General features: G+C 63.0%; 22 protein-coding genes and 1 pseudogene. 12 read left to right on the plus strand and 11 right to left on the minus strand.

The window, feature by feature from the left end; genetic code table 11:
• Positions 1-58: 58 nt before the first annotated feature.
• The 4 genes from HY17_RS16565 to HY17_RS16580 form a co-directional block, all read right to left on the minus strand.
• Positions 59-2,719 (minus strand): penicillin-binding protein 1A, encoded by a 2,661-nt coding sequence (locus HY17_RS16565; RefSeq protein WP_081813204.1) that lies wholly within the window; start codon positions 2,717-2,719, stop codon positions 59-61.
• Between the two features lie 87 nt (positions 2,720-2,806).
• A complete protein-coding gene (locus tag HY17_RS16570; protein ID WP_034768685.1) occupies positions 2,807-4,744 on the minus strand; it encodes a tetratricopeptide repeat protein in 1,938 nt (645 codons plus the stop codon).
• A gap of 116 nt (positions 4,745-4,860) precedes the next feature.
• Positions 4,861-5,544 carry an aquaporin gene (locus HY17_RS16575; protein WP_051600237.1) on the minus strand — a complete coding sequence of 228 codons (684 nt, stop codon included), beginning with the start codon at positions 5,542-5,544 and terminating at the stop codon, positions 4,861-4,863.
• A 93-nt stretch (positions 5,545-5,637) separates the two neighbouring features.
• A complete protein-coding gene (locus HY17_RS16580) occupies positions 5,638-7,320 on the minus strand; it encodes an electron transfer flavoprotein-ubiquinone oxidoreductase (RefSeq protein WP_034768687.1) in 1,683 nt (560 codons plus the stop codon).
• A 93-nt stretch (positions 7,321-7,413) separates the two neighbouring features.
• On the opposite strand from HY17_RS16580, the gene HY17_RS16585 reads away from it, so the two are divergent.
• From HY17_RS16585 to HY17_RS16595, 3 genes are read left to right on the plus strand one after another with little or no spacing between them, the layout of a single operon-like run.
• A complete protein-coding gene (locus HY17_RS16585) occupies positions 7,414-8,199 on the plus strand; it encodes a uracil-DNA glycosylase family protein (RefSeq protein WP_034768689.1) in 786 nt (261 codons plus the stop codon).
• Complete coding sequence (locus HY17_RS16590) at positions 8,199-8,882, plus strand: TIGR04283 family arsenosugar biosynthesis glycosyltransferase (RefSeq protein WP_034768697.1); 684 nt, start codon at positions 8,199-8,201, stop codon at positions 8,880-8,882. The genes HY17_RS16585 and HY17_RS16590 overlap by 1 nt, the downstream gene beginning before the upstream one ends.
• A 13-nt stretch (positions 8,883-8,895) precedes the next feature.
• Positions 8,896-9,198 (plus strand): hypothetical protein, encoded by a 303-nt coding sequence (locus HY17_RS16595; protein ID WP_034768699.1) that lies wholly within the window; start codon positions 8,896-8,898, stop codon positions 9,196-9,198.
• Here HY17_RS16595 and HY17_RS16600 read toward each other — a convergent pair.
• Positions 9,195-9,746 carry a hypothetical protein gene (locus HY17_RS16600; RefSeq protein WP_034768701.1) on the minus strand — a complete coding sequence of 184 codons (552 nt, stop codon included), beginning with the start codon at positions 9,744-9,746 and terminating at the stop codon, positions 9,195-9,197. The two genes, HY17_RS16595 and HY17_RS16600, sit on opposite strands and share 4 nt — an antisense overlap.
• Positions 9,747-9,822: 76 nt before the next feature.
• On the opposite strand from HY17_RS16600, the gene HY17_RS16605 reads away from it, so the two are divergent.
• Together HY17_RS16605 and HY17_RS16610 are read left to right on the plus strand one after the other, a co-directional pair.
• Positions 9,823-10,470, plus strand: a complete 648-nt coding sequence (locus HY17_RS16605; RefSeq protein WP_051600239.1) for a DUF2064 domain-containing protein — start codon at positions 9,823-9,825, stop codon at positions 10,468-10,470.
• A 42-nt stretch (positions 10,471-10,512) separates the two neighbouring features.
• Complete coding sequence (locus HY17_RS16610) at positions 10,513-11,646, plus strand: PA0069 family radical SAM protein (RefSeq protein WP_034768883.1); 1,134 nt, start codon at positions 10,513-10,515, stop codon at positions 11,644-11,646.
• Positions 11,647-11,649: 3 nt separating this feature from the next.
• Here the strand turns inward: HY17_RS16610 and HY17_RS16615 are convergent, their stop codons facing one another.
• From HY17_RS16615 to HY17_RS16630, 4 genes are all read right to left on the minus strand, one after another.
• Entirely contained in the window at positions 11,650-12,033 is a 384-nt protein-coding gene (locus tag HY17_RS16615) for a DUF779 domain-containing protein (protein ID WP_034768703.1), read from the minus strand.
• 82 nt (positions 12,034-12,115) lie between these two features.
• Positions 12,116-13,639, minus strand: a complete 1,524-nt coding sequence (gene adh / locus HY17_RS16620; protein ID WP_034768705.1) for an aldehyde dehydrogenase — start codon at positions 13,637-13,639, stop codon at positions 12,116-12,118.
• A gap of 143 nt (positions 13,640-13,782) precedes the next feature.
• The gene (locus tag HY17_RS16625; RefSeq protein WP_034768710.1) at positions 13,783-14,757 is read right to left on the minus strand and encodes a GAF domain-containing protein; all 975 of its coding nucleotides are present in this window, start codon (positions 14,755-14,757) and stop codon (positions 13,783-13,785) included.
• Between the two features lie 73 nt (positions 14,758-14,830).
• Positions 14,831-15,445, minus strand: a complete 615-nt coding sequence (locus tag HY17_RS16630; protein WP_034768712.1) for a trimeric intracellular cation channel family protein — start codon at positions 15,443-15,445, stop codon at positions 14,831-14,833.
• A gap of 248 nt (positions 15,446-15,693) precedes the next feature.
• Here HY17_RS16630 and HY17_RS16635 point away from each other — a divergent pair, with 248 nt between their 5' ends.
• On the plus strand, positions 15,694-16,776 hold the full coding sequence (locus HY17_RS16635) for a site-specific DNA-methyltransferase (protein ID WP_034768714.1): 1,083 nt from the start codon (positions 15,694-15,696) through the stop codon (positions 16,774-16,776).
• 10 nt (positions 16,777-16,786) lie between these two features.
• On the opposite strand, the pseudogene HY17_RS16640 reads toward HY17_RS16635, so the two are convergent.
• Positions 16,787-17,320 (minus strand): annotated as a pseudogene (locus HY17_RS16640) (LysE family translocator); the annotation flags it as partial.
• A gap of 133 nt (positions 17,321-17,453) precedes the next feature.
• Positions 17,454-18,464 (minus strand): A/G-specific adenine glycosylase, encoded by a 1,011-nt coding sequence (gene mutY / locus HY17_RS16645; protein WP_034768885.1) that lies wholly within the window; start codon positions 18,462-18,464, stop codon positions 17,454-17,456.
• A 62-nt stretch (positions 18,465-18,526) separates the two neighbouring features.
• On the opposite strand from mutY, the gene HY17_RS16650 reads away from it, so the two are divergent.
• The 6 genes from HY17_RS16650 (at position 18,527) to HY17_RS16675 (ending at position 25,341) form a co-directional block, all read left to right on the plus strand.
• Entirely contained in the window at positions 18,527-19,090 is a 564-nt protein-coding gene (locus HY17_RS16650; RefSeq protein ID WP_051600241.1) for a DUF721 domain-containing protein, read from the plus strand.
• On the plus strand, positions 19,087-19,743 hold the full coding sequence (locus HY17_RS19695; RefSeq protein ID WP_051600242.1) for a thioredoxin domain-containing protein: 657 nt from the start codon (positions 19,087-19,089) through the stop codon (positions 19,741-19,743). The genes HY17_RS16650 and HY17_RS19695 overlap by 4 nt, the downstream gene beginning before the upstream one ends.
• Before the next feature lie 88 nt (positions 19,744-19,831).
• Positions 19,832-20,584: a thioredoxin domain-containing protein gene (locus HY17_RS16660; protein WP_197020304.1), complete on the plus strand. Its 753-nt coding sequence runs from the start codon at positions 19,832-19,834 to the stop codon at positions 20,582-20,584.
• A gap of 15 nt (positions 20,585-20,599) precedes the next feature.
• Positions 20,600-24,061: a chromosome segregation protein SMC gene (gene smc, locus HY17_RS16665; protein ID WP_034768716.1), complete on the plus strand. Its 3,462-nt coding sequence runs from the start codon at positions 20,600-20,602 to the stop codon at positions 24,059-24,061.
• Positions 24,062-24,211: 150 nt separating this feature from the next.
• A complete protein-coding gene (locus tag HY17_RS16670) occupies positions 24,212-24,574 on the plus strand; it encodes an AtpZ/AtpI family protein (RefSeq protein WP_051600244.1) in 363 nt (120 codons plus the stop codon).
• Positions 24,575-24,582: 8 nt separating this feature from the next.
• Complete coding sequence (locus tag HY17_RS16675) at positions 24,583-25,341, plus strand: F0F1 ATP synthase subunit A (RefSeq protein WP_034768894.1); 759 nt, start codon at positions 24,583-24,585, stop codon at positions 25,339-25,341.
• The last annotated feature ends 96 nt before the right edge of the window (positions 25,342-25,437 follow it).

Here is a 25,437-nt window from a genome sequence, read left to right on the forward strand (position 1 = left end):
AAAATCTGCGAGGCGGGCCTATAGCGCAGCCGCCCCGCAGGGTCAAAATGCGTCAAGGTCAGTAAGTGCCGTCGAGATCCCCGCTGACAACCTGCTCCTGAGGTTGCATCGGATCATCTTCCGGCACGACACCGGCATCGCGTTCAGGGTCGAAACCGGACACGCTGCCCGAGCTGCTGCCTGTGCCGCAGCTACCGGAAATCGACAGGCAATCATCACTGCCATTGAAGGCCGAAAGCCCCGGCTCCGTACCCGGACGGAAGGCTTCATCAATGATGACACTTGTGTCCGGCCCTGGCAGCTCACCGGTGCGGGCATCGATCTTCACCAGGCGCACGCCGGGCGGAATGCGGAACGGAATAGCGGCCTGGTCAGCCAGCGCCTTCTCCATGAACTCGGTGAAGATCGGCGCAGCGACAGACCCGCCGGCCTCGCCTTCCCCAAGCGTGCGGTTGTCATCGAAGCCAACCCGCACACCGACAACAAGGTCAGGCGAGAAGCCCATGAAGATGGCATCGCGATAATCATCGGTGGTCCCGGTCTTGCCGGCCAGCGGCTTACCGACACGAAGGGCCCGGCGGCCGGTGCCGCGCTCGACGACACCTTCCAGCATGTGCGTGATCTGGTAAGCGACAATCGGGTCGAGCACCTGCTCGCCGACCTCGGCCAGTTGCGGCGGCTCCTGGCCGTCCCACTCTTCAGACTGGCAGCCTTCACAAGCCCGTTCGTCATGACGGAACAGCGTACGGCCGTGACGGTCCTGAACCCGGTCCAGCAGGGTCGGCGTGATCTTCTTGCCGCCATTGACGAACCCGGCATAACCGCGCGCCATGTCGATGAGATAAGCATCGCCCGCGCCGAGAGACATGGCCGCATATGGCGGCAGCTCGTCATAAACGCCCATCCGGACGGCCAGATCGCTGACGGCTTCCATGCCGATATCCTGCGCCACACGCGCGGTCACCTGGTTCAGCGATTTCTCAAGCGCGATACGCAGCGTGACCATCCCGTAGGACCGGCCTTCAGTATAGTTGGACGGGCGCCAGTAATCGCCGGTCGACACATCAAAGGAAACAAAGGGCGCATCCAGCATCCGCGTTGCCGGCGTGTAGCCTTTTTCGAGCGCGGCGGCGTAGACGAACGCCTTGAAGCTCGAACCCGGCTGGCGCTTGGACTGGGTGACGCGATTGTAGCTGGATTTGAAGAAGGAATAACCGCCCTGCATGGCCAGGATCCGGCCGGTGTGCGGGTCGAGTGCGATCAGTGCACCATCGACTTCCGGCACCTGGCGCAGCGTGGCATTGCCAACCGGCACCAGCATCGGCTCAATCTCGCCCTCGTCGATCTCATTGCCTTCCGGATCGTACTCCGCTTCCTCGGATCGCGGCGCCAATGTTTCGTCGGCATTCAGGACCTGCCGCTTCAGCTCTGCGAGCACGACCTGCCCGACCTGAAGCCCGGCCTTGCCGCCCTGTGGCTTGTACGTGTTGGCCCATTCAACCTCTTCGGTCGGCAGCTTGATGGTCGCGCCATCGGTGAGGAGAAGTGTTGCACCAGACCGGGAGACCTTCTGCACCATGGCCGCTTCCCAGGTGCCATAGCCGCCCGGCAATTTCACTTCCTTCAGCGCCTCCTGCGCGCCGTCGCCGGGATCGATTGTGGTCACCGGACCGCGCCAGCCATGGCGGCGGTCATAGGCGATCAGGCCATTGCGCAGCGCCTGCTGCGCGGCGAGCTGCAGATGCGTATCGATCGTGGACCGGATCGAAAGGCCGCCCTGCTCCAGCGTTTCCTCACCATAGGACTTGATCAGGTCGCGGCGGAGTTCCTGGACGAAATACGTCGCGGCCACATATTCCGGCCCCTTCAGGCGGCGCGTTGTGGTGAGCGGCTTCGCCTTCGCCTCATCGGCTTCTTCCTGGGTGATGTACCCATCTTCGACCATACGTCCGAGCACATAGTTCCGGCGGGCCAGAAGGCGTTTCGGGTTTGTATACGGATTGACTGCCGATGGCGCCTTGGCCAGCGATGCCAGCACGGCCGCTTCGGACAGGTCCAGCTCTGGCAGGGATTTGTTGAAATAGTTCAGCGCCGCCGAACCGACACCATAGGACCGCCCGCCGAGATAGATTTCGTTGAGGTACAGTTCGAGGATCTGTCCCTTGGTGAATTCCTTTTCCATGCGCTGGGCGACAATAGCTTCCTTTGCCTTGCGCTTCAGGTTCTGGTCCCGGGTCAGCAGCATGTTCTTGGCCACCTGCTGGGTGATCGTCGACCCGCCCTGCAGGCCGCCCTTGCCGGTGATCTTGTTCTTCACCGAATTGATGCCGGCCCGAAGGATGCCGACATAATCCAGGCCATTGTGATGGAAATAGTTCTTGTCTTCGGCCGCCACGAACGCTTCGACAACGTGGGTGGGGATCGACTCGTAGGGCACGAAAACGCGGTGCTGATCGGCAAATTCCGCAATCAGTGTCCCATCCCCAGCGTGGACCCGGGAGGTGATCGGCGGCTCGTATTGTTTCAATTTGGCAATCGATGGCACAGTGCGGCCAAGCGCAGCGAAGTACAGCCAGAGCGCGATGATGCCGATAATGGCCAGAACGAAGCCGAGCACGAACAGCCGCCGCATCCAGATCCACATCCAGCGTGGTCCAGGCAGGTAAAACCCATTGATTCCGAAGCGATTTTCGACGCTTTCGTATCTGCCGTCAGTCATGAATACTTTCCCTGCCGTCTGCAGACGGAATCGCAGCCTTTTCAGGCGATAGTAAGGCGCGCCGCAGGCGCGTTAAAGAGGCGGGTGTCAGATGTCCTGCCGGTCGACTTCGCCGTCTGTCAGCGACACATCCGGAAGCGCCTTGCGTTCCGGCTCCGGCTCACTGAGCCCATTCTCCAGCCGGTCTATCAAGGCGGCCTTCTCAGCGGCAGGCGGGCGATTGTCCAGCGCCGTCTGCCAGGCCTCTGCCGCCGCTTCCTTGTTATCCAGGTACCAGTAGATGTCGCCGAGATGGGATTCGATCTCCCAATGCTGGTGCGGCTCGAGCTCCTTGCGGGCGAGTTCGATCAGGCGCTTGGCCTCGCTGAGATGGCCGAGCTTGAAGTAGGCCCAACCGAGCGAGTCCGCGATATAGGGGTCGCGCTCTGCCATGGCGCGGGCGCGGCTGAGCACCTTGAAGCCTTCTTCCAGCTTGTCCGTCCGCTCGATCAGGAAATAGCCGAGCGTGTTCAGCATGTACGGATCGTTCGGGCGGGACAGGCGCTCGGTCCGGAGGATAGCGAGTGCCTCCTTGATCTGGCCGTTCCGGCCAAGCGCATCGGCCAGCACAACGCGGCGATCGTGCGTATCGTCGAGGTCACGGGCCTGTTCGGCATGTTCGACAGCCTGCTGGGAGTCGCCGAACTGATTGAAGATGTCCGTCGCCAGACCGTGCGCTGCCGCCTTCTCCGCCGGATTGTCCGACATGGCGATCACTTGCTCGATCAGTTTCCGCGACGCTTTCTCGTCATTCATGCGCGAGTGCAGCTGGAGCGCGCCATAGAGCGTCGGGAGCTTGTCATCGTCATCCGTGAGGCTGAGCGCCCGGTCGATTGCTGCGCGGGCGGCATCCTCCTGCCCTGACATGAGCTTCGCCTGCGCCGCCGCAATCTGAAGGGATGCGGTCGCCTCTGGCGCTGTGTTGGCCACATGAGCCACGCCATCATAGAGGGCGCTGGCATACATCTCGTCGATGATGCCGGAGCGCAGGTCTTCATTTTTCGGAGAAATCAACAGCGCCACCTGATCGAAGGCAGACCGCTGGTCATCGAAGCCGTCAACCCGGCCGCCCATCATGATGCGGCGAATGATACGTTGTTCCTGAAGCGAGCGGGAGACATCGGACAGCGACTGGCTGAAGGCCTCGGCCACGGACTGAGGCTGGTTCCGCAGATTCTTGCCGGTCTCCAGACTGTCCATCGCGGCGGCGTAGCTGATCGCCTCCTCCGGTTCGGCGTCGGCCAGCTTCTGGTACACGGCCTTTGCTTCTTCGATCCGGCCCAGCCGCTGCAGCAGCAGGGCATGGCGGGAAACCACCGTGCGGATGTGGCTATAGAGGAGCCCCTTGGGGTCAAACTCATGCTCGGGCGCCTCGATCTTCGACGGCGTCATCGACTCATAGACGGCAAGCGCCTGTTCCGGCCGGCCAAGGGCATCCAGCATCGCGGCCAGCGACAGGTCTCCGGTCAGGCCCGGCATGCCGCTGGCGGCGCCGCGGTGACGGTTGATCGCCTCGTCCGCCTTGCCTTCCATGGCGAGCAGCCAGGCATCGAGATAGATGTAGAAACTGGTTTCGCCGGTCTCACCGGACCGTTCGCTCGCGTCTGCCAGTGTCTGGCGGGCTTCTTCGATCCGGCCGGCCGCTGCCTCATCCAGCGCGATGAAGGCATCGAATAGCGGGCTGGCATCGCGGTCTTCCATGTCCAGTTCGCGGGTCAGCGTGATGAAGGCGGCCATGTCGCCGGCCTTCACCGCATCGGACGGAACGGCATAGGCATCCGGCCCGACCGGCTTGCCACGTTCGTCCAGAACCGAGGTCGCGCGCGCAGCGTCGGACAGGACGGCATAGGTCTCGGCGATGGCGGTATCTTCCGGCATGGTCTCGACCAATGCCGGTGCTGGAGCGGCAGCGCACGCCCCCAGCGATACGGACAGGGAAAGCGACAGGACAAGCGCACTTGCCGCGACAGAATTCTTGAGGCGCATGGGCTCTCCGGTCTCCAGCCTAGCTGATACATCAAGTGAAGCAGCCCCGTACGGCAAGAGCAAGGCAGCCACATGTTGAACAAGGCAGGTTTGCTGCCTTGTTCATAAACAGGGGCTTAATCTGCCAGGTTTGCGACATCGGTGCCCGGCACGAACAGGACAGCGCAGGCACTTGTGGCCAGCAGCGCCCCGGCAAGTTGCGCAATCAGGAAGCCCGGCACGTCAGTTGGGCGGACGCCGGCAAACGTGTCTGACAGGGATCGCGCGATCGTGATCGCCGGATTGGCGAAACTCGTGGACGCTGTCCACCAGTACCCGGCCGCGATCACCAGCGCGACCGCCGCCGGAACCGCTTTTGGCGCGTATCGGATCGCACCGAAAATGGCGAAGACAAGCGCGAAAGTCGCCACGCCTTCCGACAACATTTTGGCCGGTCCGGACCGGTCGGTCATCGCGACCTGGATCAGCGGCAGCTCGAACATGACATGTGCCAGCAGGCCGCCCGCGACGCAGCCACCCACCTGAACCACAACATAAACCAGCGCCATCGACGCAGAAATCTCCCGGCGGGCAGCAAAGGCCAGCGTCACGGCCGGATTGAAATGCGCGCCGGAAACCGGGCCGAGCGTGGCAACAAGCACCCACAGGATCGCTGCCGTCGCTGCCGTGTTGCCAAGCAGGGCGACGCCATCATTCCCGGCGCTGACCCCAAGGGCGAGAATACCGGAACCGATGACCACGCCTGCCAGCAAGGCCGACCCCAGAAACTCCGCCAGCAATCGTCTGGTCACATCCATCATCGCCCCCTGCCATCCTCAATCCGGAGTGCAAAAGCGGAACAGCCCGCTCCTGGTCAGGAACGGGCTGCAACACGATCGTAGGTAACGGTCCAATCACATGTTCGGGTATGCGGGGCCGCCGCCGCCCTCCGGAACCGTCCAGTTTATGTTCTGGTTCGGATCCTTGATATCGCAGGTCTTGCAGTGGATGCAGTTCTGCGAGTTGATCTGGAACTTCAGCTCGCCACCTTCCTCGATCCACTCATACACGCCGGCCGGGCAGTAACGGGCGGACGGGCCTGCAAAGACATCGTGCTCAGACGATTTCTGCAGGGCCATGTCGGCGACCTTCAAGTGCACCGGCTGGTCTTCCTCATGATAGGTGTTGGTGAAGGAGACGTTGGTCAGCTTGTCGAAGCTGATCACGCCATCCGGCTTCGGATACTCGATCGGCTTGAAGTTCTTGGCCGGCTTCAGCGATTTTGCATCGGACTTGCCGTGCTTCAGCGTACCGAAGAAGGAGAAGCCGCCCAGCAGGCTGGAGATCCACATTTCGATGCCGCCCATCGGGATGCCGATGGCGGTGCCGAGTTTCGACCAGAGCGGCTTCACGTTCCGGACAACCTTCAGCTCCTTGTAGACCGAAGACTGGGTGTAGGCCTCTTCATAGCTTTCCAGCACGTCGCCCTGACGACCGTCCTTGATGGCAGCGAAGGCGGCTTCAGCGCCCATCATGCCGGTCAGGATGGCGTTGTGGCTGCCCTTGATGCGCGGCACGTTGACGAAGCCGGCGCCGCAACCGATCAGCGCGCCGCCCGGGAAGGCCAGCTTCGGAACGGACTGGAAGCCACCCTCAGTGATCGCGCGCGCGCCATAGGCTACGCGCTTGCCACCTTCGAGATGCGGCAGCACAGCCGGGTGGTGCTTGAAGCGCTGGAATTCCTGGTACGGCGAAATGTACGGATTAGCGTAGTTCAGGTGAACCACGAAACCGACCGAGATGAACGGCTCGCCATTGTCGCGGAAGTGATAGAGGAAGCTGCCGCCGCCGGTGGAGTTGTCGAGCGGCCAGCCCATCGTGTGCTGGACATAACCTTCCTGGAACTTTTCTTCCGGAACGGACCAGAGCTCTTTCAGGCCAATGCCGAATTTCTGCGGATCACGGCCTTCATCGAGATTGAACTTCGCGATCAGCTCTTTCGTCAACGAGCCGCGGGCACCTTCGGCGAACAGGACATATTTGCCCAGCAGTTCCATGCCCGGCTGGTAGTCGCCCTTGTGGCTGCCATCGGCTGCGATGCCCATGACGCCGGAGACGACGCCCTTCACGCGGCCATCTTCGCCGTAAACAACTTCAGAGGCGGCAAAGCCCGGGAACACTTCGACGCCGAGATTCTCGGCTTCCTGGCCGAGCCAGCGGGTCACGTTCGCCAGCGAACCGGTGAAGTTGCCATGGTTCTTCATGAAGCCCGGCATCGGCAGCAGGGACATGTCCGCCACGCCTTCCGGACCCAGGAACAGGAATTTGTCAGCCGTCACTTCCGTTTTCAGCGGACGGTCGTCGCGGGTGCGCCAATCGGGGATCAGCTTGTCGAGGCCGACCGGATCCATCACGACACCCGACAGGATGTGCGCACCGATCTCGCCGCCTTTTTCCAGAACGACCACGGACAGGTCTTCGCCTGCCTCATTGGCCAGTTGTTTGAACCTGATGGCTGCTGACAGACCGGACGGGCCGCCGCCCACGATCACCAGGTCGAACTCCATCGATTCCCGTTCCATAGCGTCATCCGCCATTGGTTTCTCCTCGCTTCGGCCTTAGAGTTGCCGCCCATATCTGCAATTACTTAAGCACTTACAATGTCTGCCGCGAAGGTCCAGAGCTTCTGAATGCCCGCCCCTACGTCAATCACTGCCATCGATGCCCTCACCGACTGGTGGGAAGAGATGGGCGTGGAGGTGGACCATGCGAGGGTCGATGCGCTCCTGAAGGCCGCAGACACTGTAGTTTCTGCTGCACCGCAGCAATCCGCGCCTGTCCGCCCGCGCCGCCGCAAACCGACAAACTGGGTCGATGAGGCCCGCTCGCAGGCCGCAGGGTGCGACACTCTGGACGCCCTGAAGGCAGCCATCGAATCGTTTGAAGGCAGCCCGCTGAAGGCTGCGGCGCACTCCACCGTGGTTTACGACGGCGCCCCCGGCGCGAGCCTGATGGTCATCGGCGAAGGCCCGGGCGCGGAGGAGGACCGGCGTGGCCTGCCTTTCGTGGGCAAGGCCGGGCAGCTGCTGGACCGCATGCTGGCGGCCATAGAGCGTAGCCGCGAGACCAATGCCTTCATCACCAACGTCAATTACTGGCGCCCGCCCGGCAACCGGAACCCGGACCAGGAAGAGCTGGATGTCTGCCGGCCCTTTGTGGACCGGATGATAGAACTGACGAAGCCGAAGCTGATCGTGGCGGCTGGCGGTGTTCCGGCCAAGGCGCTGCTGGACACGCAGGATGGCATCATGCGCCTGCGCGGCTCCGAGCATATGTTCACCACAGCGGGCGGCTTTTCCGTTCCGCTGATCCCGCTTCTGCACCCGGCCTACCTGTTGCGCCGCCCGCAGGAAAAGTCCCGCGCATGGCGGGATTTGCTGCTGGTCGAAAAACGCCTGGGGGAACTGGGCGGCTGATGCCTGCTCCGCTTTCCATCATCATTCCAACGCTGAACGCCGAGGCGGAGCTGCCGCTTTGTCTGGAGAGCCTGATGCCCGGGCTGGAGGCCGGGCTGATCCGGGAGGTCATCGTGGCCGATGGCGGGTCGGAGGATGCGACGGCGAGAATTGCCGGGGCGATGGGAGCCAATCTGGTCACCGGGGCGCGAGGCCGCGGGGCACAGCTGGCCGCTGGAGCAGCTGCCGCGCGGGGTGACTGGCTGCTGTTTCTGCATGCCGATACCGCGCTTTCGCGTGACTGGGCCGAGCGCACATTGGATCATATCATGACCAAACCGGACCATGCCGCTTTCTTCGAATTGCGATACCGGTCCGATGCGCGCGCGGCCCGGACTTTGGAAAAACGCGCCAATCGGCGTGCCCGGATGCTGGGGCTGCCTTACGGCGATCAGGGCCTGCTCATCAGCCGGACATTGTATGACGAAGTCGGCGGCTATCTGGACGTACCGCTGATGGAGGACGTGATGATCGTCCGAGCCATCGGCAAGCCACACCTGACCGAGCTGAACGCCGAAGCGCGCACCTCCGCCGCGAAATATGAGCGGGACGGCTGGGGCAAGCGGTCTTGGCGCAATGCGTTCCTGCTCATCCGCTTCCTGCTCGGCGCCAAGCCGGAAGACCTGGCGAAACGCTACACCTGACGAGGAGCTTCTCATGAGCGACGACCGGAATTCCGTGGAACTCTACCGGCAGGAGGGCGAGAATTTCCGTTCTGTCCGCGCGACGCTGGAGGGTGACAAATTCACCTTCGACACACAGGACATGGGCAAGCTGGTCGAGGAAATGTGGGGCGATTCAGACTATGAGTTCTGGACCATTGTGCCGAAGGAAGCCTGGGGCCAGCTGCTGATGGCCCTGTCGATCGAGTTCTTCGCAAACGACCCGCAGGCGACGGATCGCCTGCACGACATCTGTATCGCTCATGGTATTCCGCATGAACGGGGCAGCTGGGCCTAGTCGCCGTCCCACCAGACCGGATCGTCGAAATAGGCTTTTTGCGCGGTACGCAGGTAATCCGAAATCGAAGTCTCCGTCGGCAGGCTACACGTATAGGAATCGAGTTTCTCGATACCGTACGCCTCGCGCTCTTCCTGGCTGACGTCACCGCACCAAGGCAGTTCGACATCGAACGCTTTGAGGCCATCGGCGTCGAATTCCGGCGCCCGCCGTGTGACACCGACGATGTAGGCCGTCTCGTCATCCTCGACCATCCTGATCTCGGTCAGCCAGACCGGGCCGACTGCCGTATCCATCAATGGGACGAACCGGATGCCCATCGGCTCCTCATCCTCATCTTCTTCCGGCGGGGGCATCATCAGGTAACCCTTGTTCCCCCGGTTCGGGACGGTGCGGGCGCAGTCGTCCTCGTCACTGCAGACCAGGATCGCCGACGCCTCGTCGAGGCGAACCGCTTCGCCTTCCGGGATGAACGGCGTTTCGCTCGTGAAGCAGGCAGACAGGAAGGCCGCGGCGCCGATGGCCAGGGCAATGTTCAGGCGTTGCATCAGAAGGCCTCCTTTTATGGCCTAGATTTGTCCCGGGCATCTTTCGCCGGGCACAAGACGAAAGTAAGGCATTGGCATGGGACGTCCAACTCTTCTCGTATTCGCCAAGCCGCCGCGCATCGGCCTGTCCAAGACAAGGCTGGCCAAAGGCATCGGCCCGGCGGCCGCCCGGCGCATTGCCGGCTTCACGCAGGCGCGCACCTTCCGGGCGGCCACTCAGTCCGGCTGCAATACGATCATCTATGCCGCGCCGGACAGTGCGCTTCGTACCGTCACCACGACAGATTGGCCGGCTCACCTGCCGCGGCGCAGCCAGGGCCATGGCACGCTGACCGAGCGGCTGGAGAAAGGGTTCAATGAAGCCCCGCCCGGCCCGGTCCTGTTCATCGGAACCGACGCACCGGACGTCTCCGCCGCCTTGCTGCGCCAGGCCGTTCGCCTGCTCGCCCGGCACGATGCCGTCTTCGGCCCGGCAGAGGATGGCGGCTTCTGGCTGTTCGGCATCAACAAGGGCCCGCGCACGCACTCCCCATTCCGCAATGTCCGCTGGTCCGGGCCGCATGCAATGCAGGATGTCTGGTCCAACCTGCCTTCCCACGCGAATATCGGCCTGTTGCCCATGCTGATGGACATCGACCAGCTGAGCGACTGGCGGGCCTGGAGCCGCCGGCGGCACACGTGGCGGCCGCCTGCGATCCACAGGAAAAAACTCGAGGGACACTAGTTTGTTCTTGATTTGTTCTGTGCCGCATGGCTTTCTCAGCTCATGCGGACCGGACAGAAACTCTCCCCCAAAGGCCGTGTCAGCCTGATCGACACGCAGGCAGCTGCCGAACGCGCCACCCAGCGCGGGCGCGGCGCCGTCTCCAACCAGACCGGCCGGTTCGAGCGGGAAACCCGCTTCGCCTTCGATGATGGTTGGGACACGATCGAACAGGACGCTACGCGGATCGAAACGCTGGTGATGCCGGAAACGGCGCGGACGGTGATCACCTTCAACCGCTCGCCCGACATTTCCTTCGACCGCACGATCAACCCCTATCGCGGCTGCGAGCATGGCTGCATCTATTGCTTCGCCCGGCCGAGCCATGCGTTTCACGGGCTCTCCGCCGGCCTCGATTTCGAAAGCCGGCTTTTCTACAAGACCAATGCGATCCGTCAGCTGGAATGGGAGCTCTCCCGCCCCGGCTATCTCTGCCGTCCCATCGCGCTTGGTATGAATACCGATGCCTACCAACCGATCGAGCGGACCTACCAGATGACACGCCAGGTTCTGGAAGTGCTTGCGGCGCACAATCACCCCGTCAGCCTGCTGACAAAGTCTGCCCTGATCCAGCGCGACATCGACCTGCTCGCCCCGATGGCCGGGAAAGGCCTGGTGCGGGCGGGCGTCTCGATCACGACGCTGGACCGTGCGCTCAGCCGCAAGATGGAGCCGCGCGCCGCGACGCCGCAGCGGCGCCTCGAAACCGTGCGCGCGCTCAGCGAGGCCGGTATCCCCGTTACCGTGATGACGGCGCCAATCATCCCGGCGCTGAACGATCATGAGATCGAGGCCGTGCTGGAAGCTGCTGCCGCCCATGGTGCGGGCGGGGCCGGCTATGTGCTGCTGCGCCTGCCGCACGAAATCAAGGATCTGTTCCATGAATGGCTGGTCCAGCATGTGCCGGACCGCGCGGCGAAAGTCATCAACACGATGCGCGACATGCGTGGCGGCAAGGATTACGACGCCCGCTGGAACGAGCGCATGCGCGGGCGCGGCCCAGTCGCGGACCTGATCGCGAAACGCTTCGCCCGGGCAACAAAACGGCTCGGTCTCAGCAATCCCCGGCCATCGCTGCGGACAGACCTGTTCGCCCCGCCCGTCCAGCCGGGCGGCCAGATGGCGCTGGACCTCTAGGCCTCAGCCGGGCGCGTCGCCCAGAGCCGCCAGCTCACCCGCATTGAAGACGCGGCTGCGAGTCAGGAAGCGTTGCTCGCGTCCATTATCGAGCGAGAACATGCCGCCACGCCCCGGCACGACATCCAGGATCAGCTGGGTGTGATTCCACGCCTCGAACTGGCTGGCCGAAATGTAGACCGGCACGCCGTCGATCTCGCCCAGCTTCACGTCCCGCTCGCCAACCTTGAAGTCATCCGCCGGATAGCACATCGGACTCGACCCATCGCAGCATCCGCCGGACTGGTGGAACAGGATCTCTGGATAATCCTGCCGGATCTCGGCGATCAGGTGCCGCGCCGCATCCGTGGCGGTCACGCGCGCTGGCATATTGGTTACATTTGTCATCGGATCACCTCCGGAAAGATACGGACGGCCCCGGCCTACGCTGCCACCGGGACCGTCCTCCTGCCGTCACACCACGGCAGGATCAGAAGAAGCCAAGCTTCTTCGGGGAGTAGGAGACCAGCATGTTCTTGGTCTGCTGGTAGTGGTCCAGCATCTTCGAATGGTTCTCGCGGCCGATACCGGACTGCTTGTACCCGCCGAAGGCCGCGTGGGCCGGATAGGCGTGATAGCAATTGGTCCAGACGCGGCCCGCCTGAATGCCACGGCCGAAGCGGTAGCAGGTGTTTGCTTCGCGGCTCCACACTCCGGCGCCGAGGCCATAAAGCGTGTCATTGGCGATGGCGAGCGCGTCGGCTTCATCCTTGAACGTTGTAACGGAAACCACCGGCCCGAAGATTTCCTCCTGGAACACCCGCATCTTGTTGTGCCCCTTCAGGACCGTCGGCTTGATGTAATAGCCACCGGCAAGGTCGCCGCCGAGATTGGCCGCCTCGCCACCGATCAGCACTTCGGCGCCTTCCTGCCGGCCGATGTCGAAGTATGAGAGGATCTTCTCTTTCTGCTCCGAGCTCGCCTGCGCACCGATCATCGTGGCCGGGTCCAGCGGGTTGCCCTGCTTGATCTCGCCGACGCGTTTCAGGGCACGTTCCATGAAGCGGTCATAGATGTTTTCGTGTATCAGCGCACGCGACGGACAGGTGCAGACCTCGCCCTGGTTCAGCGCGAACATGACGAAGCCTTCGATCGCCTTGTCGAGATAGTCATCGTCCGCACGCATCACATCTTCGAAGAAGATGTTCGGCGACTTGCCGCCCAGTTCCAGCGTGACCGGGATCAGGTTTTCGGACGCATACTGCATGATCAGACGGCCCGTCGTGGTCTCGCCGGTGAAGGCGATCTTGGCGATGCGGTTGCTGGAGGCGAGCGGCTTGCCCGCCTCCAGGCCGAAGCCGTTCACGATGTTCAGCACGCCAGGAGGGAGGATGTCGGCGATAAGCTCTGCGAACACCATGATCGTGGCCGGGGTCTGCTCGGCCGGCTTCAGCACCACGCAGTTCCCGGCCGCCAGTGCCGGGGCGAGTTTCCATGCCGCCATGAGAAGCGGGAAGTTCCACGGAATGATCTGTCCGACCACGCCGAGCGGTTCATGGAAATGGTATGCGACCGTGTCGTGGTCGATCTCGGAAATGCTGCCTTCCTGCGCGCGGATGCAGCCTGCGAAATAGCGAAAGTGATCGATCGCCAGCGGCACGTCCGCGGCCATGGTTTCGCGGATCGGCTTGCCATTGTCCCAGGTTTCGCAGGTGGCGATGAGTTCGAGGTTTTCCTCCAGCACATCGGCGATCTTGTTCAGCATGCCGGCGCGCTCAGCCACCGCAGTGCGGCCCCAGCCGTCCTTCGCGGCGTGTGCGGCGTCCAGCGCCATATCGACATCGCTGGCGTCGGACCGGGCGATCTGGCAGATCACCTTGCCGTTTACCGGAGACGTATTGTCGAAATAGCGACCGCCGTTCGGGGCGACGAACTTGCCACCGATGAAATTGTCATACCGTTCACGGAACGGGGCCTTCATTTCGGACGTGTCGAGAATCTGTGTGTCGGCCATATCATTTCCTCCAGATCATTGGCGCTCTTCGTCGGGTGCGAAGACTGGGAGGAATGTTCTGCCTGCTGCAGGCCGCTGTCAGCCCGCGTCAATCCGGTGAAATGCGGAATGTGTCTCAGGAATGAGACACATTTGCCGGCAAATCAGTCGCGCGAGAGGCCCAGCTGCTCCATCCGGCGGTACAGCGTCGCCCGGCTGATACTGAGGGCGCGGGCGGCGGCAGCCATATTGCCATTGGCCCGGGCAATGGCCCGGCGCAGTTCGCGCCGCTCGGCACTTTCGAGCCCCACGCCGCGTTGTTCCGAATCCCCGAATAGATCCCCGGCCGGGCGCGGATCGATCCTGTTGTTATGCCCAAGGCCATAGATCGCTCGGGCCGCACGCGTAGCTCCGACGACGAGATCGTCTCCGTCCACCGCCAGCAGCACGGCGCCCTTTTGTCCGTCGCCGGATCCACGCAGGATACGGCGGCTGGAAAATGCGCTCTGGAAATGATCAGCTTCGATCTGGCGGGCTGCGTCGGTCACGGTCTGCGCGATCAGCGTCGCGAAAGGCTGGGTGAGATCGTCCCGGCAAGAGGAAACATCGAGCACAGCGGCGATGGCGCCATGCTCGTCGAAGATGGGCGCGCCCATGCAGCTCATCACCGTATTGCGGTCATGGAAATGCTGGTCGCGATAGATTGTGACAGCGCGCTGCTCAGCGATACAGGTGCCGATGCCGTTCGTGCCCTGCACGGCTTCGGACCAGACGCCGCCTTCGCAAAGGCCTGCCGCCCGGAACAGCGCTCCGTCGCTGTCGGCCATGCGGTGGTCGATCACCACGCCTTCAGTGTCGGAAAGGAACACGCTGCAGCCCGCCAGGCCGAGGCTGGCATAGAGGCGGTCCATCACCGGCGCGGACGTCGCGAGGATCCGGCCGAGGCCGTCGCGGCGAACGTGCAGCTCGGATTGTTCAAGGCGCGCGTCCGAATTGCCGGGAGCATCGGGCTCCAGGCCGTAGGTCTTCATCGAGCGCGCCCAGGAGGCCGCAAGGCTCGATTGCGCCGCCGCGCTTCGCGACAGGGCCACAGAGCGCACCTTTTCGGCGTGCCCGACGGGCGGATCATCCCTTTTCATGCCACATAAGGTATCACGGGCGCCCGGCAAACGCACCTTACCGAAAGGTTGTACGCCGGACCTGCAGCGGTTCTTACGGCTGGCCCTTGGGCAGGTGCCATCCGAAGATCAGCGCTGCCCCGCGCAGGATGAACGCCACCAGCATGCCGGAGGCGAACGCCCAGCCTTCCGGAACACCCGCAAAATGCAGCAAAGCATAAAGCCCTGCACCGACCAGCGCCGCGGTCGCGTAGATGTCTTCCTTCAGCAGCAGCGGGTCGCGGTTGGCGACAACATCGCGCAGCACGCCGCCGCCTGTGCCGGTCAGGACTCCCATGATCACCACGAACAGAGGGTCGTGCCCGAGGCTGGCTGTCTTTGCCGCGCCAGCGATGGCGAAAATGGCAAGGCCGACCGCATCGGCCCAGCGGATCGGCTTGAATGTATCGACCAGGCTGTGAAGGAAAAATGCGATCACGCCGCCCGCAATGGCACACCAGATGGTCAGCGGATCACTCAACCAGAAGACCGGCTGGTTCAGGATGATGTCGCGGATCGTGCCGCCACCAACCGCCGTAATGATCGCCAGAACGACAGCACCGAAAATGTCCATCTTGTTGCGCACGGCAACAATGCCGCCGGAGAGAGCAAACACGAAAGCACCGATGGGATTCACTATGGTGAGGATCAGGTCGAGGTCGAATATCATGGGCCGCTTCCTAATCCGATTTTGCCCCGACTTCCAATCCCGGCGATCACCGCCTGAATTGCACAGAAAATCACAGGGATTTCCACAGATCGAATCACAGCCCTATCCACAACACGAATCAGCAACTAGTTTCGACTCCGGAACGATTCGAGGCCGGAACGAAGCGGCGCGGTTAGGGAATCACTAACCGGTGCAACGCACTGATTCGGGCTTCTGTCTTTCACGCGTTGCGTATTCGGGGCTGTACTATGGAACTGCAAAAGAACGTCATCATGCAGGGCGACTGCATCGATATCCTTTCCCGCCTGCCCGACCGGTCGGTGGACCTCGTCTTTGCGGACCCGCCCTACAATCTCCAGCTCGGTGGCGGCCTGACCCGTCCGGACCAGTCGACCGTCGATGGCGTGGACGATGATTGGGACAAGTTTGACAGTTTCGACGCCTATGACCTGTTCTGCCACCAGTGGCTGGAAGAGTGCCGCCGCGTGCTGAAGGACGATGGCGCCATCTGGGTGATCGGCTCCTATCACAACATCTTCCGCGTCGGCGCGATCCTGCAGGACCAGGGCTTCTGGATCCAGAACGACGTGATCTGGCTGAAGTCGAACCCGATGCCGAACTTCAAGGGCACCCGCTTCCAGAACGCGCATGAAACGCTGATCTGGGCCGGCAAGTCCGAACAGTCGAAATGCACCTTCAATTACGACGCGCTGAAAGTCTTCAACGAAGACAAGCAGATGCGCTCCGACTGGATGATCCCGCTCTGCACCGGCGGTGAACGCCTGAAGGACGAGGCCGGCAAGAAGGCTCACCCGACGCAGAAGCCGGAGGGCCTGCTGCACCGCGTCCTGCTGGCAACGACCAATCCGGGCGACGTGGTCCTCGACCCGTTCTCGGGCACGGGCACGACCGCCGCCGCCGCCAAGCGCCTTGGCCGCAACTATATCGGCATCGAGCGCGACGAGACTTATGTGCGCCTGTCCCGTGCCCGCCTGAAAGCCATCGAGCCGATCAATGGCGAAGACCTCGAAACCGAAAAGAGCAAGAAGTCGCTGCCGCGCGTGCCGTTCGGCGCGCTGCTGGAAAGCGGCTGGCTGAAACCGGGCGACCGCCTGTTCAGCCCGCAGCGCCGCTACCAGGCCCGCATCCGGGTCGACGGATCGCTGACAACGGGCAACGTCTCAGGCTCGATCCACCGCCTCGGCGCGCACGTCCAGCAGGCCCCGGCCTGTAATGGCTGGACCTATTGGCACTATGAGACCGACAAGCGTGATCTCGCGCCGATCGATCTCCTGCGCCGCCGTTACCGGGAAGAAATGGGCCTGAACTAGGCCCGGCAATTCATACGACCAGCATCCAGACCGCCACGGCCGCCAGGATAGCGCCCAGCGCCATGTTCATCCTGTGCGCATGGGACTCGTCCTGAAATTGTCTGGCGATCCCATTGCCAACTGCCGTCCACACGGTGAAGGCGACCAGATTGTTGAGCGTGAAAACAGTGGTGATCATCCAGATGACCGCAAATCGATCCTCCGTCCCGTCAGTCAGGAATTGCGTGAACATCAGCGCGATGATGACATAGGCTTTCGGGTTGAGCGCCAACAGGATGACGCCATCCATGAACCCGGCAGGCCGGGCCTCTCTCACGCTTTCAATGGCGCCGGCCCGGAAAAGTTTCCAGGCGAGATACAGCACGTAGGCTGACCCGGCCCATTTGATGACCAGGAACACCTGTGAAGAACGTTCGAGCGCTGCGGCAAAGCCCAGACCGATCGCCGCGGTCACAAGCCACGTGGCGAGATGATAACCGGCGCTCGCCGGCAGGGTCGCCGCCAGGCCGAAGCGCGCGCCATTGGCCGCAAAGAACATGTTTCCCGGCCCGGGACTTTAGGCCAGTGGAAACAGGAACAGGAGCAGCGCAAGCAATTGTGTGATCATTGAGGAATCTCCCGGTATGCCTGCCGGGTTTTCCTTGCTCGGACCGCCGCCAGCGACCCGATTCTTGCGGTCAGCCCGACGTCGCCAGCCGGAATGCCTTGGCGAAAACGCTGGGCAGGCCTTCCACCCCGGCCAATGGCACCCAGACGCCGTCTGCCTTCGGGCGGCGCGGCAGGTTTGCCCGCTGCACGGTGAGGCGCAGATCGAAATGCGTGAAGACGTGGCGGACTTCGCCAATCTCCTCCCAGCCTGCCGCGAAGGGGGGGGCGAGATCTGAGCGCTCGCCCTCCGACCAGTCGCTGGTGGGCAGGCCCAGCATGCCACCGAGCAGTCCCTTGTCCGGTCGCCGCTGCAGCAGAACTTCGCCCTTGTGAACCGCCACGAAGGCCGCGCCGCGCCGGATGGGCTTCACCTTTTTCGGCGGTTTGATGGGATAGCGCTCCGGGTCGCCTTCCGCCTTGGCAGCGCAATAAGCGGCAAGCGGGCAGATCAGGCAGTTTGGCTTGGTCGGCGTGCATACCGTGGCGCCGAGGTCCATCAGCGCTTCGGCAAAGTCCCCCGGACGGTCGTCCGGTACGAGACGTTCCACTTGCTTATGGAGGCGCTTCTTCTCCTCGGGCCAGTCACCTTTTAGAGCCAGAAGGCGCGCGAAGACGCGATCTACATTGCCGTCCACCGCCGCGGCCGCCTGGTTGAACGCGATCGCGGCGATGGCGCCCGCCGTATAAGGCCCAATGCCCGGCAGCCTCTTCAGCGCCTCCGCCGTTTCCGGCCAGCTGCCGCGCGCCGCAATCTCCCGCGCACATTTCAGCAGGTTCCGCGCCCGGGCGTAGTAGCCGAGCCCGGCCCAGGCCGCCATGACATCTTCATCCTTCGCCTCGGCCAACGCCTCGACCGTCGGCCAGCGCTTTGTAAAGGCATGGAAATACGGCGTGCCGTGAGGAATGGTTGTCTGCTGCAGCATGATCTCGGCCAGCCAGACGCGGTAAGGGTCCCGCCGCTCGCCCAGCGCCGTGCGCCACGGCAGATCCCGCCCATGCTTGTCGAACCAGACGAGCAAGTCTGCAGGCAGTCTGTTCAAATCCCCGTGTTTCGGCACAGCCTGCCTTCCCGTTGTCTTCATTCCCGTGCAATCTCAGATCAATGGTGACCAGATCAAGCATCGATCCCATTGAGGAGGCCCGCGCACGGGTCCGTCTGCGCTACATGCGCGGCCGGGCCGTCCATCCGGGCATGCCGAAGATCGGTGTGGCGGCTGAGCGGCTGACCCGCAAGTCCGGTGCGAAGAAACTGCCGCCGATCCAGGTCCTGAAGAGCCGGTGGCGCGAGATCGCCGGGGAGCAACTCTACAAGTTCTGCCGGCCCGAACGCCTGAGCGGCGGCAAGGACGGCCGGGTGCTGACCCTGCGCGTTCTGCCTCAGGCGGCTCCGATGGTTCAGCACCAATCAGAGACAATCCGCCAGCGCGTCTCGGTTGCGGCCGGCGGCGATGTGATCTCGATCAAACTGGTGCAGGGCGCGCTGAGCACCACCGATGCTCCCCAGAAACCGCGCCGGGTGATCCGCCCGCTCACCCCGAAGGAACGCGCCGAACTCGAAGCGAGCACGGCCGGCATTCAGGACAAGCGGCTGCGAGAGGCAATTGTTGCGCTCGGGGCGGCCATGCTAACCGCTGAAAACCCCAAAAACACACGGGACCCATCATGACCGGACTGCCCCGACGCCTCGCCACCGCTGCACTCGCCTGCATTGCTCTTGCGGCTCCGGCCCTTGCCCAGGACGACTGGAAAGAGTGGAGCGCCGCAGACGAGCTTGGCTGGGTGGAAGGCGACGCCGATGCGCCCGTCACGGTGATCGAATACTTCTCGCCCACCTGCAGCCACTGCAAGGAATTTGCGGAAGAGGTCCTGCCGGTCGTCGAGGAGAACTACATTGCCACGGGCAAGGTCCGTTTCGTCATGCGCGAATGGGTGCGTAATTCGGTCGACAAGACGATCCTGACGCAGGCCCGGTGCCTGCCAAAGGAGGACGGCGTTTCCTACATCAAAGACATCTTCGCCCGGCAGGATGAGATCTTCGTCGCCGCACAGGTCGGAACCCTGCCCGGCACGCTTTTGATCGTCGGCACACCTTACGGCATCACTGACCGCGAGAAATTCGACGCCTGCTATCAGGATATGGATATCCGCTTCGACATGCTGGAAGTCGACAAATCCTCGGAACATTACGACGTCCACGCCTCGCCGACTTTCATTGTCGACGGAATGGCCCATGCCGCCACAACCGTCATGATGACGCCCGAAGGATTCACCGCTTTTCTTGACGCGGAACTGGCCAAAGCCGCTTCTGCAACCAACTGAATGCGCGCCAAAAGTTAACAGCAGCCCCCGCTTCCGTTAACCAGTTGGCAACCCAATCGACTCAATTCTTAACGCGAAAGCCATGATCATGAATCTTCTCTCGAGACGCTCCGCCCTGGCCGCAGTTTCGGCCCTGATGCTTGCTGCATGTGGCGGTGGCGACGGCGGCTCCACAGCTGGCGTACCCGCCATCACGAAGGGCGACCATGTGAAGGGCCCCGAGAACGCCCCGATCACGATCATCGAATACGCCTCGCCGACCTGCCCGGCCTGTAAGTATTTCCACGACGACATCCTGCCGGCTCTGACGGAAAAATATGTCGTCACCGGCAAGGTGAAGTTCGTCTTCCGCGAATACCCGATCCACGAGCCGGATGTGCCGGCCTATGTGCTGGCCATGTGTGCCGGAGACGACAAGTTCTTCGACGTCATGGATGACTTGTTCCGCAACCAGGTCGGCGTCGTCACCGCTGCCCAGAACGGCACGCTGAAAGCCACGCTGCAGACGATCGGCAAGCGCCACGGCATTGAGACGACCGCCCAGTTCGACGCCTGCATGGAAAACCGCGACTATCGCACAGCGCTGGCCGACAAGTACCAGGTCGCCACCGAGAAGTGGGGCGTCGACTCGACCCCGACTTTCATCATCAATGGTGAGAAGCACCTGTTCGGCGGCGAGACCGGCTCGGTCGAGAATTTCTCGAAATTCATCGACGGCCTGCTGGGCGAAGAAGTGCCTGCGACGGAAACCGAAGCTGCCGCCCCGGCCGAAGACGCTGCGCCGCAGCCGACTACAGCTGGTGAAGATGCCGGCGTGCCGGAAACCACAGACCAACCATAAGACAAGGGAGCCGGAATGCAGATCACTGAACTTCGCATTGCCGGCTTCAAGTCGTTTGTCGACCCGCAGGATTTTCCCGTCGAACCCGGTCTGACCGGGATCGTCGGGCCGAATGGCTGCGGCAAGTCAAACCTCCTCGAAGCGCTGCGCTGGGCCATGGGTGCAAGCTCAGCCAAGGCGATGCGCGGCGGGGAGATGGATGACCTGATCTTCTCCGGCTCTGCCGGACGTCCGGCGCGCGAGACCGCCGAAGTCACGCTGATCCTCGACAATTCCAAACGCACGGCGCCGCCCGAATTCAATGGCTCAGACACGCTGGAGATTGTCCGCCGCATCCGCCGCGGCGCGGGCACGTCCTACAAGCTGAATGGCCGCACGGTGCGCGGCAAGGACATCACGCTCCTGTTCGCGGATGCCTCGACCGGGGCAAACTCCCCGGCGCTGGTGCGTCAGGGGCAGATTTCCGAACTGATCGGATCGAAGCCGCAGAACCGCCGCCGTATCCTCGAAGAAGCCGCAGGCATCGCGGGCCTCAATACACGCCGCCACGAAGCGGAGCTGAAACTCAACGCCGCCGAAGCAAATCTCGAACGTCTCTCTGAGGTGTCTGCCGAGGTGGAGCGACAGCTGGCCAGCCTGAAGCGGCAGGCTGCGAAAGCGCGCCGCTACAAGAAGCTGTCCGAAGAGATCTACGCCCTCGACGCGCTGATCGCCCATCTGCGCTGGCACGAGGCGAAGCTTGCCTGCGAGACGGCGCGCGAGAAGCTGGAAGAAACGAAGCGTCAGGTCGAGGATACGTCCCGGCAGGATGCCGCTTGCGAAGCTGCACGCGTCGAAGCCGGCGAAGGCCTTGCCCCGCTGCGCGAAGCCGAAAGCCTCGTCGCGGCGAAACTCGGCCAGGCACGGATTGCGCTCGCCAAGCTCGAAACCGAACGCAAGGTCGCCTCCGACGCCCATGCCCGGCTGGAAGCCGAAGCGACCCGCCTGATGGAGGACATCGAGCGCGAGCAGGCCGCCAAGACCGAAGCGGAAGACGCACTCGCCAACGCCAAGTTCGAACTCTCCGCCCTGCCGGTGGAAGACGAAACCGCCAATGCCGAGACCGAAGCGCAGACTCGCGCCGCGCTCGAAGCCGCGCGTGCTGAGCTGATCAAAGCTGAACAGGCTGCAGACGACTCACAGGCCCGCCTGTCCGAAGCGCGTGCCCGTCGTCAGGCCTCTGAGGACCAGGCTGCGGCCCAGACCCGGCGCAAGACACAGCTGACCGCTGAAGTTGAACGCCTGCATGCCGACATGGCCGCTCTCGAAGATGCCGTTACACTCGTCAGCAAGCTGAAGGCTGCGAAGGCTGCCGAAGAAGAAGCTGAAACAGCGCTTCAGGCTGCAGAACATGCCGTTGAAGAAGCTGAACAACGCCTTGCCGCCACGCGTGATGCCGAGACGGCTGCCCAGCCGCAGCGCGATGAAGCCGCGAGCGCTGTCCGCGAATTGGAAGCCGAAATCGGCGGCCTGCGCAAACTGCTGCGCAAGGCCGAAGGGTCGAGCGCCCCGCCGGTCGTCGAGCGCATCCGCACGAGAGACGGCTATGAGAAAGCCATCGCAGCCGCCCTCGGTGACGACATCGAAGCCCCGACTGACAAGGCCGCCGCTATGTATTGGGGCGGCGCCGACGCCGTTGGCCAGGCGCTGCCGGAAGGAGCGACGCCGCTCTCTCAGTACACGGATGCGCCGGGAGAACTCGCCGCGCGCCTGTCACAATGTGGACTGGTCGATGTCGCAGATGGCGCGCGCCTCGCCGGACAGCTAAAGCCAGGCCAGCGTCTGGTTTCGAAGGAAGGCCATCTCTGGCGCTGGGACGGGTTTGCCCGCACACCAGACGCGCCTGTCAGCGCCGCTGCCCGCCTGGAACAGCAGGCCCGCCTTGAAGCCGCCCTTGCCGAACTTGGCCCGCTACAGGAAACGCTCGCGGCGCGTGACGCAGATTTCACCGCCGCACGTGACGCCCGGATCGCCGCAGAAGAAGCCTTGCGCAATTACCGCTACGAAGTCGCCCCGGCCCAGCGCGCGCTGAACATGGCGCGCAGCACAGTGACGGAAGCAGCGCAGGCCTGCGAACGCGCCGCAATGAAACGCGACACGGCCGACGAAGCGCTCTCGCGGGCGGAGTCCGAACTGTCCATCGTCAATGAGAACCTCGCCCTGATCGCACCGTCCGACAGCCGCGAGCAGGAAAGCCAGCTCGAAGCGCGTCTCGCCGAGGCCCGCGCCGCAGTCGCCGAAGCCCGCTCTGCCGAGATTGAAGCGCGGGGCCGCCTGACCGACATCACACGCGGCCGGGAACAAGCCGCCGCACGCCGGCAAGGTCTTGAGCGTGACGTGCAGACCTGGACGAGCCGCATCACTGCGGCGTCCGAACGGGTTGGCCGCCTGCTGGAGCGCCGCTCCGCCGCGGCGGCCGAAGCGCTGGCCGCTAAGACCCGCCCGGAACAGCTCGCCGCGGAAATCGACATGCGATCTGCTGAGGTCGCGTCCCTGGAGGCCGAGCGCCAGAAGGCCGCCGACCAGCTTGCCGAAAAGGAAGCTGCGATCCGCGAAGCCGAGTTCGCTGCCCGCCGGGCCTCTGCTGCCGCCTCCGAGGCACGCGAATCCCTCGCCGGCTGGAAAGTGAAACTCGAAACGGCCGAAAGCCGCCTTGAAGAATCGGTCGAGATCGCCCGCAATAATTTCCAGCGCACACCGGAAGGCCTGCTCGCCATTGCCGAAGCCGGCCTCGATGAAGAGGAAATGGGCGAGTTTGCTCCCCGCGACATCGAACGCCGGGCGGAAGACCTGCGCCGTACCCGCGACCAGCTCGGCGGCGTGAACATGGAAGCCGAGGAAGAAGCCGCCGAGATGGAAGAGCGCCTCGGCGCGCAGGTGATCGAGAAGGAAGACCTGACCAAGGCGATCGCCAAGCTGCGCCAGGGCGTCGAAGCCCTGAACGAGGAAGGCCGCGAGCGCCTCGTGAAAGCGTTCGAGCAGGTAAATGAGCATTTCAAGGCCCTGTTCACGGCGCTGTTCCGCGGCGGCCAGGCCGAACTGCGCCTCGTCGATGCCGACGATCCGCTGCAGGCCGGCCTCGAAATCTTCGCCCAGCCACCTGGCAAGAAACTGGGCACGCTGAACCTGATGTCCGGCGGCGAGCAGGCCCTGACGGCGGCGGCGCTGATCTTCGCCGTCTTCCTGTCCCGCCCGGCTCCGATTTGCGTGCTGGACGAGGTAGATGCCCCGCTGGATGACGCAAACGTCGACCGTTTCTGCAATATGCTGAACGAGATGCGCCAGCGCACCGACACGCGTTTCGTGATCATCACGCACAACCCGGTCACGATGAGCCGGATGGACCGGCTTTTCGGGGTTACGATGCGCGAACAGGGCGTTTCAAAGCTGGTTTCTGTGGACCTGCAGGCCGCCGAAGAGCTTGTTGCGGCGGAGTAGCGCACACATTACGAAAATAATCCAAGAAAAAACAGGGGGATAGCTTTCTGCATCTCCGGTTGACTTGGACAGCCTGCCTACATAGTTTGCGCCGAAATCCGGGGGGAAGCCCCGTCGGCAAGGATTCGCGGCTGCGGAGCATCTGAAATCATGTCCAGCGAGGGACCGAACGACCTCGGCGAACGCATCGCCAAGGCAAAGGCGGCCCGCGATGAGCGTGAGGCGAGAAAGCGGCGCGATGAGCAGGCAGACGGTGTCAGTCTCTCGGCAGGGGGCTATGCCCTGCGTTACGGTGCCGAATTCGTCGCCAATGTCTTTGTCGGAGGCTTTATCGGCTTCTGGATCGACAAGTTCGCAGGAACAGAGCCCTGGGGATTGCTGATTGGCGGCACCTTCGGGTTCGCTGCAGGGATCCGGGCCATAATGCGTGCCTATAAAGAGCTGAACGCTCGGGCACTTGAAATGACACAGGGGCAAAGTGCCCCGAATGAAGACGGGACCGAGGACGAATGACCTTCCTGATGCCGAGCGTAGCGATCGACCCGATCCACCAGTTCCAGGTCAGCAAATGGCTGGACCTGAATATCGGTGGCGTAGACCTGTCCTTCACCAATGCCTCCGGCTTCATGCTGCTGGGCGTTGTGCTGACCATCGCCTTTTTCGGCGTGGCCGCTTCGAAGGGCCTTCTGGTGCCGTCCCGCCTGCAGTCGATGGCCGAAATCGGCTATGGCTTCGTCGCTGACATGGTGCGCGGCGCAGCCGGCGAGGAAGGCCTCAAATTCTTCCCGTTCGTCTTCACGCTCTTCTTCTTCATCTTCTTCGCCAACATGATCGGCATGGTGCCATACGCCTTCACCACGACGAGCCACATCATCGTGACCGCTGCGCTCGCCCTGCTCGTGATCTCGATCGTGATCGGCTACGGCTTCTACAAGAACGGCCTGAAATTCTTCAAACTGTTCGCCCCGTCCGGCGCGCCGTTCCTGATCTACTTCCTTCTGGTGCCGATCGAGGTCATCTCGTTCTTTGCCCGTCCGCTGACCCTGGCGCTGCGTCTGTTCGCCAACATGCTGGCCGGTCACATCATGCTGAAACTGTTCGCCGGCTTCGCCGTCACACTGATCGGTGCCGGCATTGCCTACGTTCCGGTGGCACTTCTCGCTTTCTCGATGGGCGTTGCGCTCAACGCGCTCGAATTCCTGGTTGCAGGCCTTCAGGCTTACGTCTTCGCAATCCTGACCTGCGTCTATCTCAACGACGCCCTGCACCCGTCCCACTAGGACCCTGTTCGCCGGTGCGGCGTCAAAGCCGCACCAAAACCGCTTGACGCCTCCCACCGAACACGCTTCACGGGCGGCAAAATGTAGAAACCTTAA

This window comes from Hyphomonas sp. CY54-11-8, from assembly GCF_000682735.1.
Lineage (GTDB): Bacteria > Pseudomonadota > Alphaproteobacteria > Caulobacterales > Hyphomonadaceae > Hyphomonas.

Bases quoted from the DNA above. Each gene is read 5' to 3' on its own strand.
- HY17_RS16660 (WP_197020304.1), top strand. From the start codon at position 19,832: ATGAATCTTCTCTCGAGACGCTCCGCCCTGGCCGCAGTTTCGGCCCTG.
- HY17_RS16580 (WP_034768687.1), bottom strand. From the start codon at position 7,320: ATGGCGGATGACGCTATGGAACGGGAATCGATGGAGTTCGACCTGGTG.
- HY17_RS16675 (WP_034768894.1), top strand. From the start codon at position 24,583: ATGCCGAGCGTAGCGATCGACCCGATCCACCAGTTCCAGGTCAGCAAA.
- adh (WP_034768705.1), bottom strand. From the start codon at position 13,639: ATGGCCGACACACAGATTCTCGACACGTCCGAAATGAAGGCCCCGTTC.
- HY17_RS16575 (WP_051600237.1), bottom strand. From the start codon at position 5,544: ATGATGGATGTGACCAGACGATTGCTGGCGGAGTTTCTGGGGTCGGCC.
- HY17_RS16650 (WP_051600241.1), top strand. From the start codon at position 18,527: ATGGTGACCAGATCAAGCATCGATCCCATTGAGGAGGCCCGCGCACGG.
- HY17_RS19695 (WP_051600242.1), top strand. From the start codon at position 19,087: ATGACCGGACTGCCCCGACGCCTCGCCACCGCTGCACTCGCCTGCATT.
- smc (WP_034768716.1), top strand. From the start codon at position 20,600: ATGCAGATCACTGAACTTCGCATTGCCGGCTTCAAGTCGTTTGTCGAC.
- HY17_RS16605 (WP_051600239.1), top strand. From the start codon at position 9,823: ATGGGACGTCCAACTCTTCTCGTATTCGCCAAGCCGCCGCGCATCGGC.
- HY17_RS16610 (WP_034768883.1), top strand. From the start codon at position 10,513: ATGCGGACCGGACAGAAACTCTCCCCCAAAGGCCGTGTCAGCCTGATC.
- HY17_RS16625 (WP_034768710.1), bottom strand. From the start codon at position 14,757: ATGAAAAGGGATGATCCGCCCGTCGGGCACGCCGAAAAGGTGCGCTCT.
- HY17_RS16670 (WP_051600244.1), top strand. From the start codon at position 24,212: ATGTCCAGCGAGGGACCGAACGACCTCGGCGAACGCATCGCCAAGGCA.
- HY17_RS16615 (WP_034768703.1), bottom strand. From the start codon at position 12,033: ATGACAAATGTAACCAATATGCCAGCGCGCGTGACCGCCACGGATGCG.
- HY17_RS16565 (WP_081813204.1), bottom strand. From the start codon at position 2,719: ATGACTGACGGCAGATACGAAAGCGTCGAAAATCGCTTCGGAATCAAT.
- HY17_RS16635 (WP_034768714.1), top strand. From the start codon at position 15,694: ATGGAACTGCAAAAGAACGTCATCATGCAGGGCGACTGCATCGATATC.
- HY17_RS16570 (WP_034768685.1), bottom strand. From the start codon at position 4,744: ATGCGCCTCAAGAATTCTGTCGCGGCAAGTGCGCTTGTCCTGTCGCTT.
- HY17_RS16590 (WP_034768697.1), top strand. From the start codon at position 8,199: ATGCCTGCTCCGCTTTCCATCATCATTCCAACGCTGAACGCCGAGGCG.
- HY17_RS16585 (WP_034768689.1), top strand. From the start codon at position 7,414: ATGCCCGCCCCTACGTCAATCACTGCCATCGATGCCCTCACCGACTGG.
- HY17_RS16595 (WP_034768699.1), top strand. From the start codon at position 8,896: ATGAGCGACGACCGGAATTCCGTGGAACTCTACCGGCAGGAGGGCGAG.
- HY17_RS16600 (WP_034768701.1), bottom strand. From the start codon at position 9,746: ATGCAACGCCTGAACATTGCCCTGGCCATCGGCGCCGCGGCCTTCCTG.
- HY17_RS16630 (WP_034768712.1), bottom strand. From the start codon at position 15,445: ATGATATTCGACCTCGACCTGATCCTCACCATAGTGAATCCCATCGGT.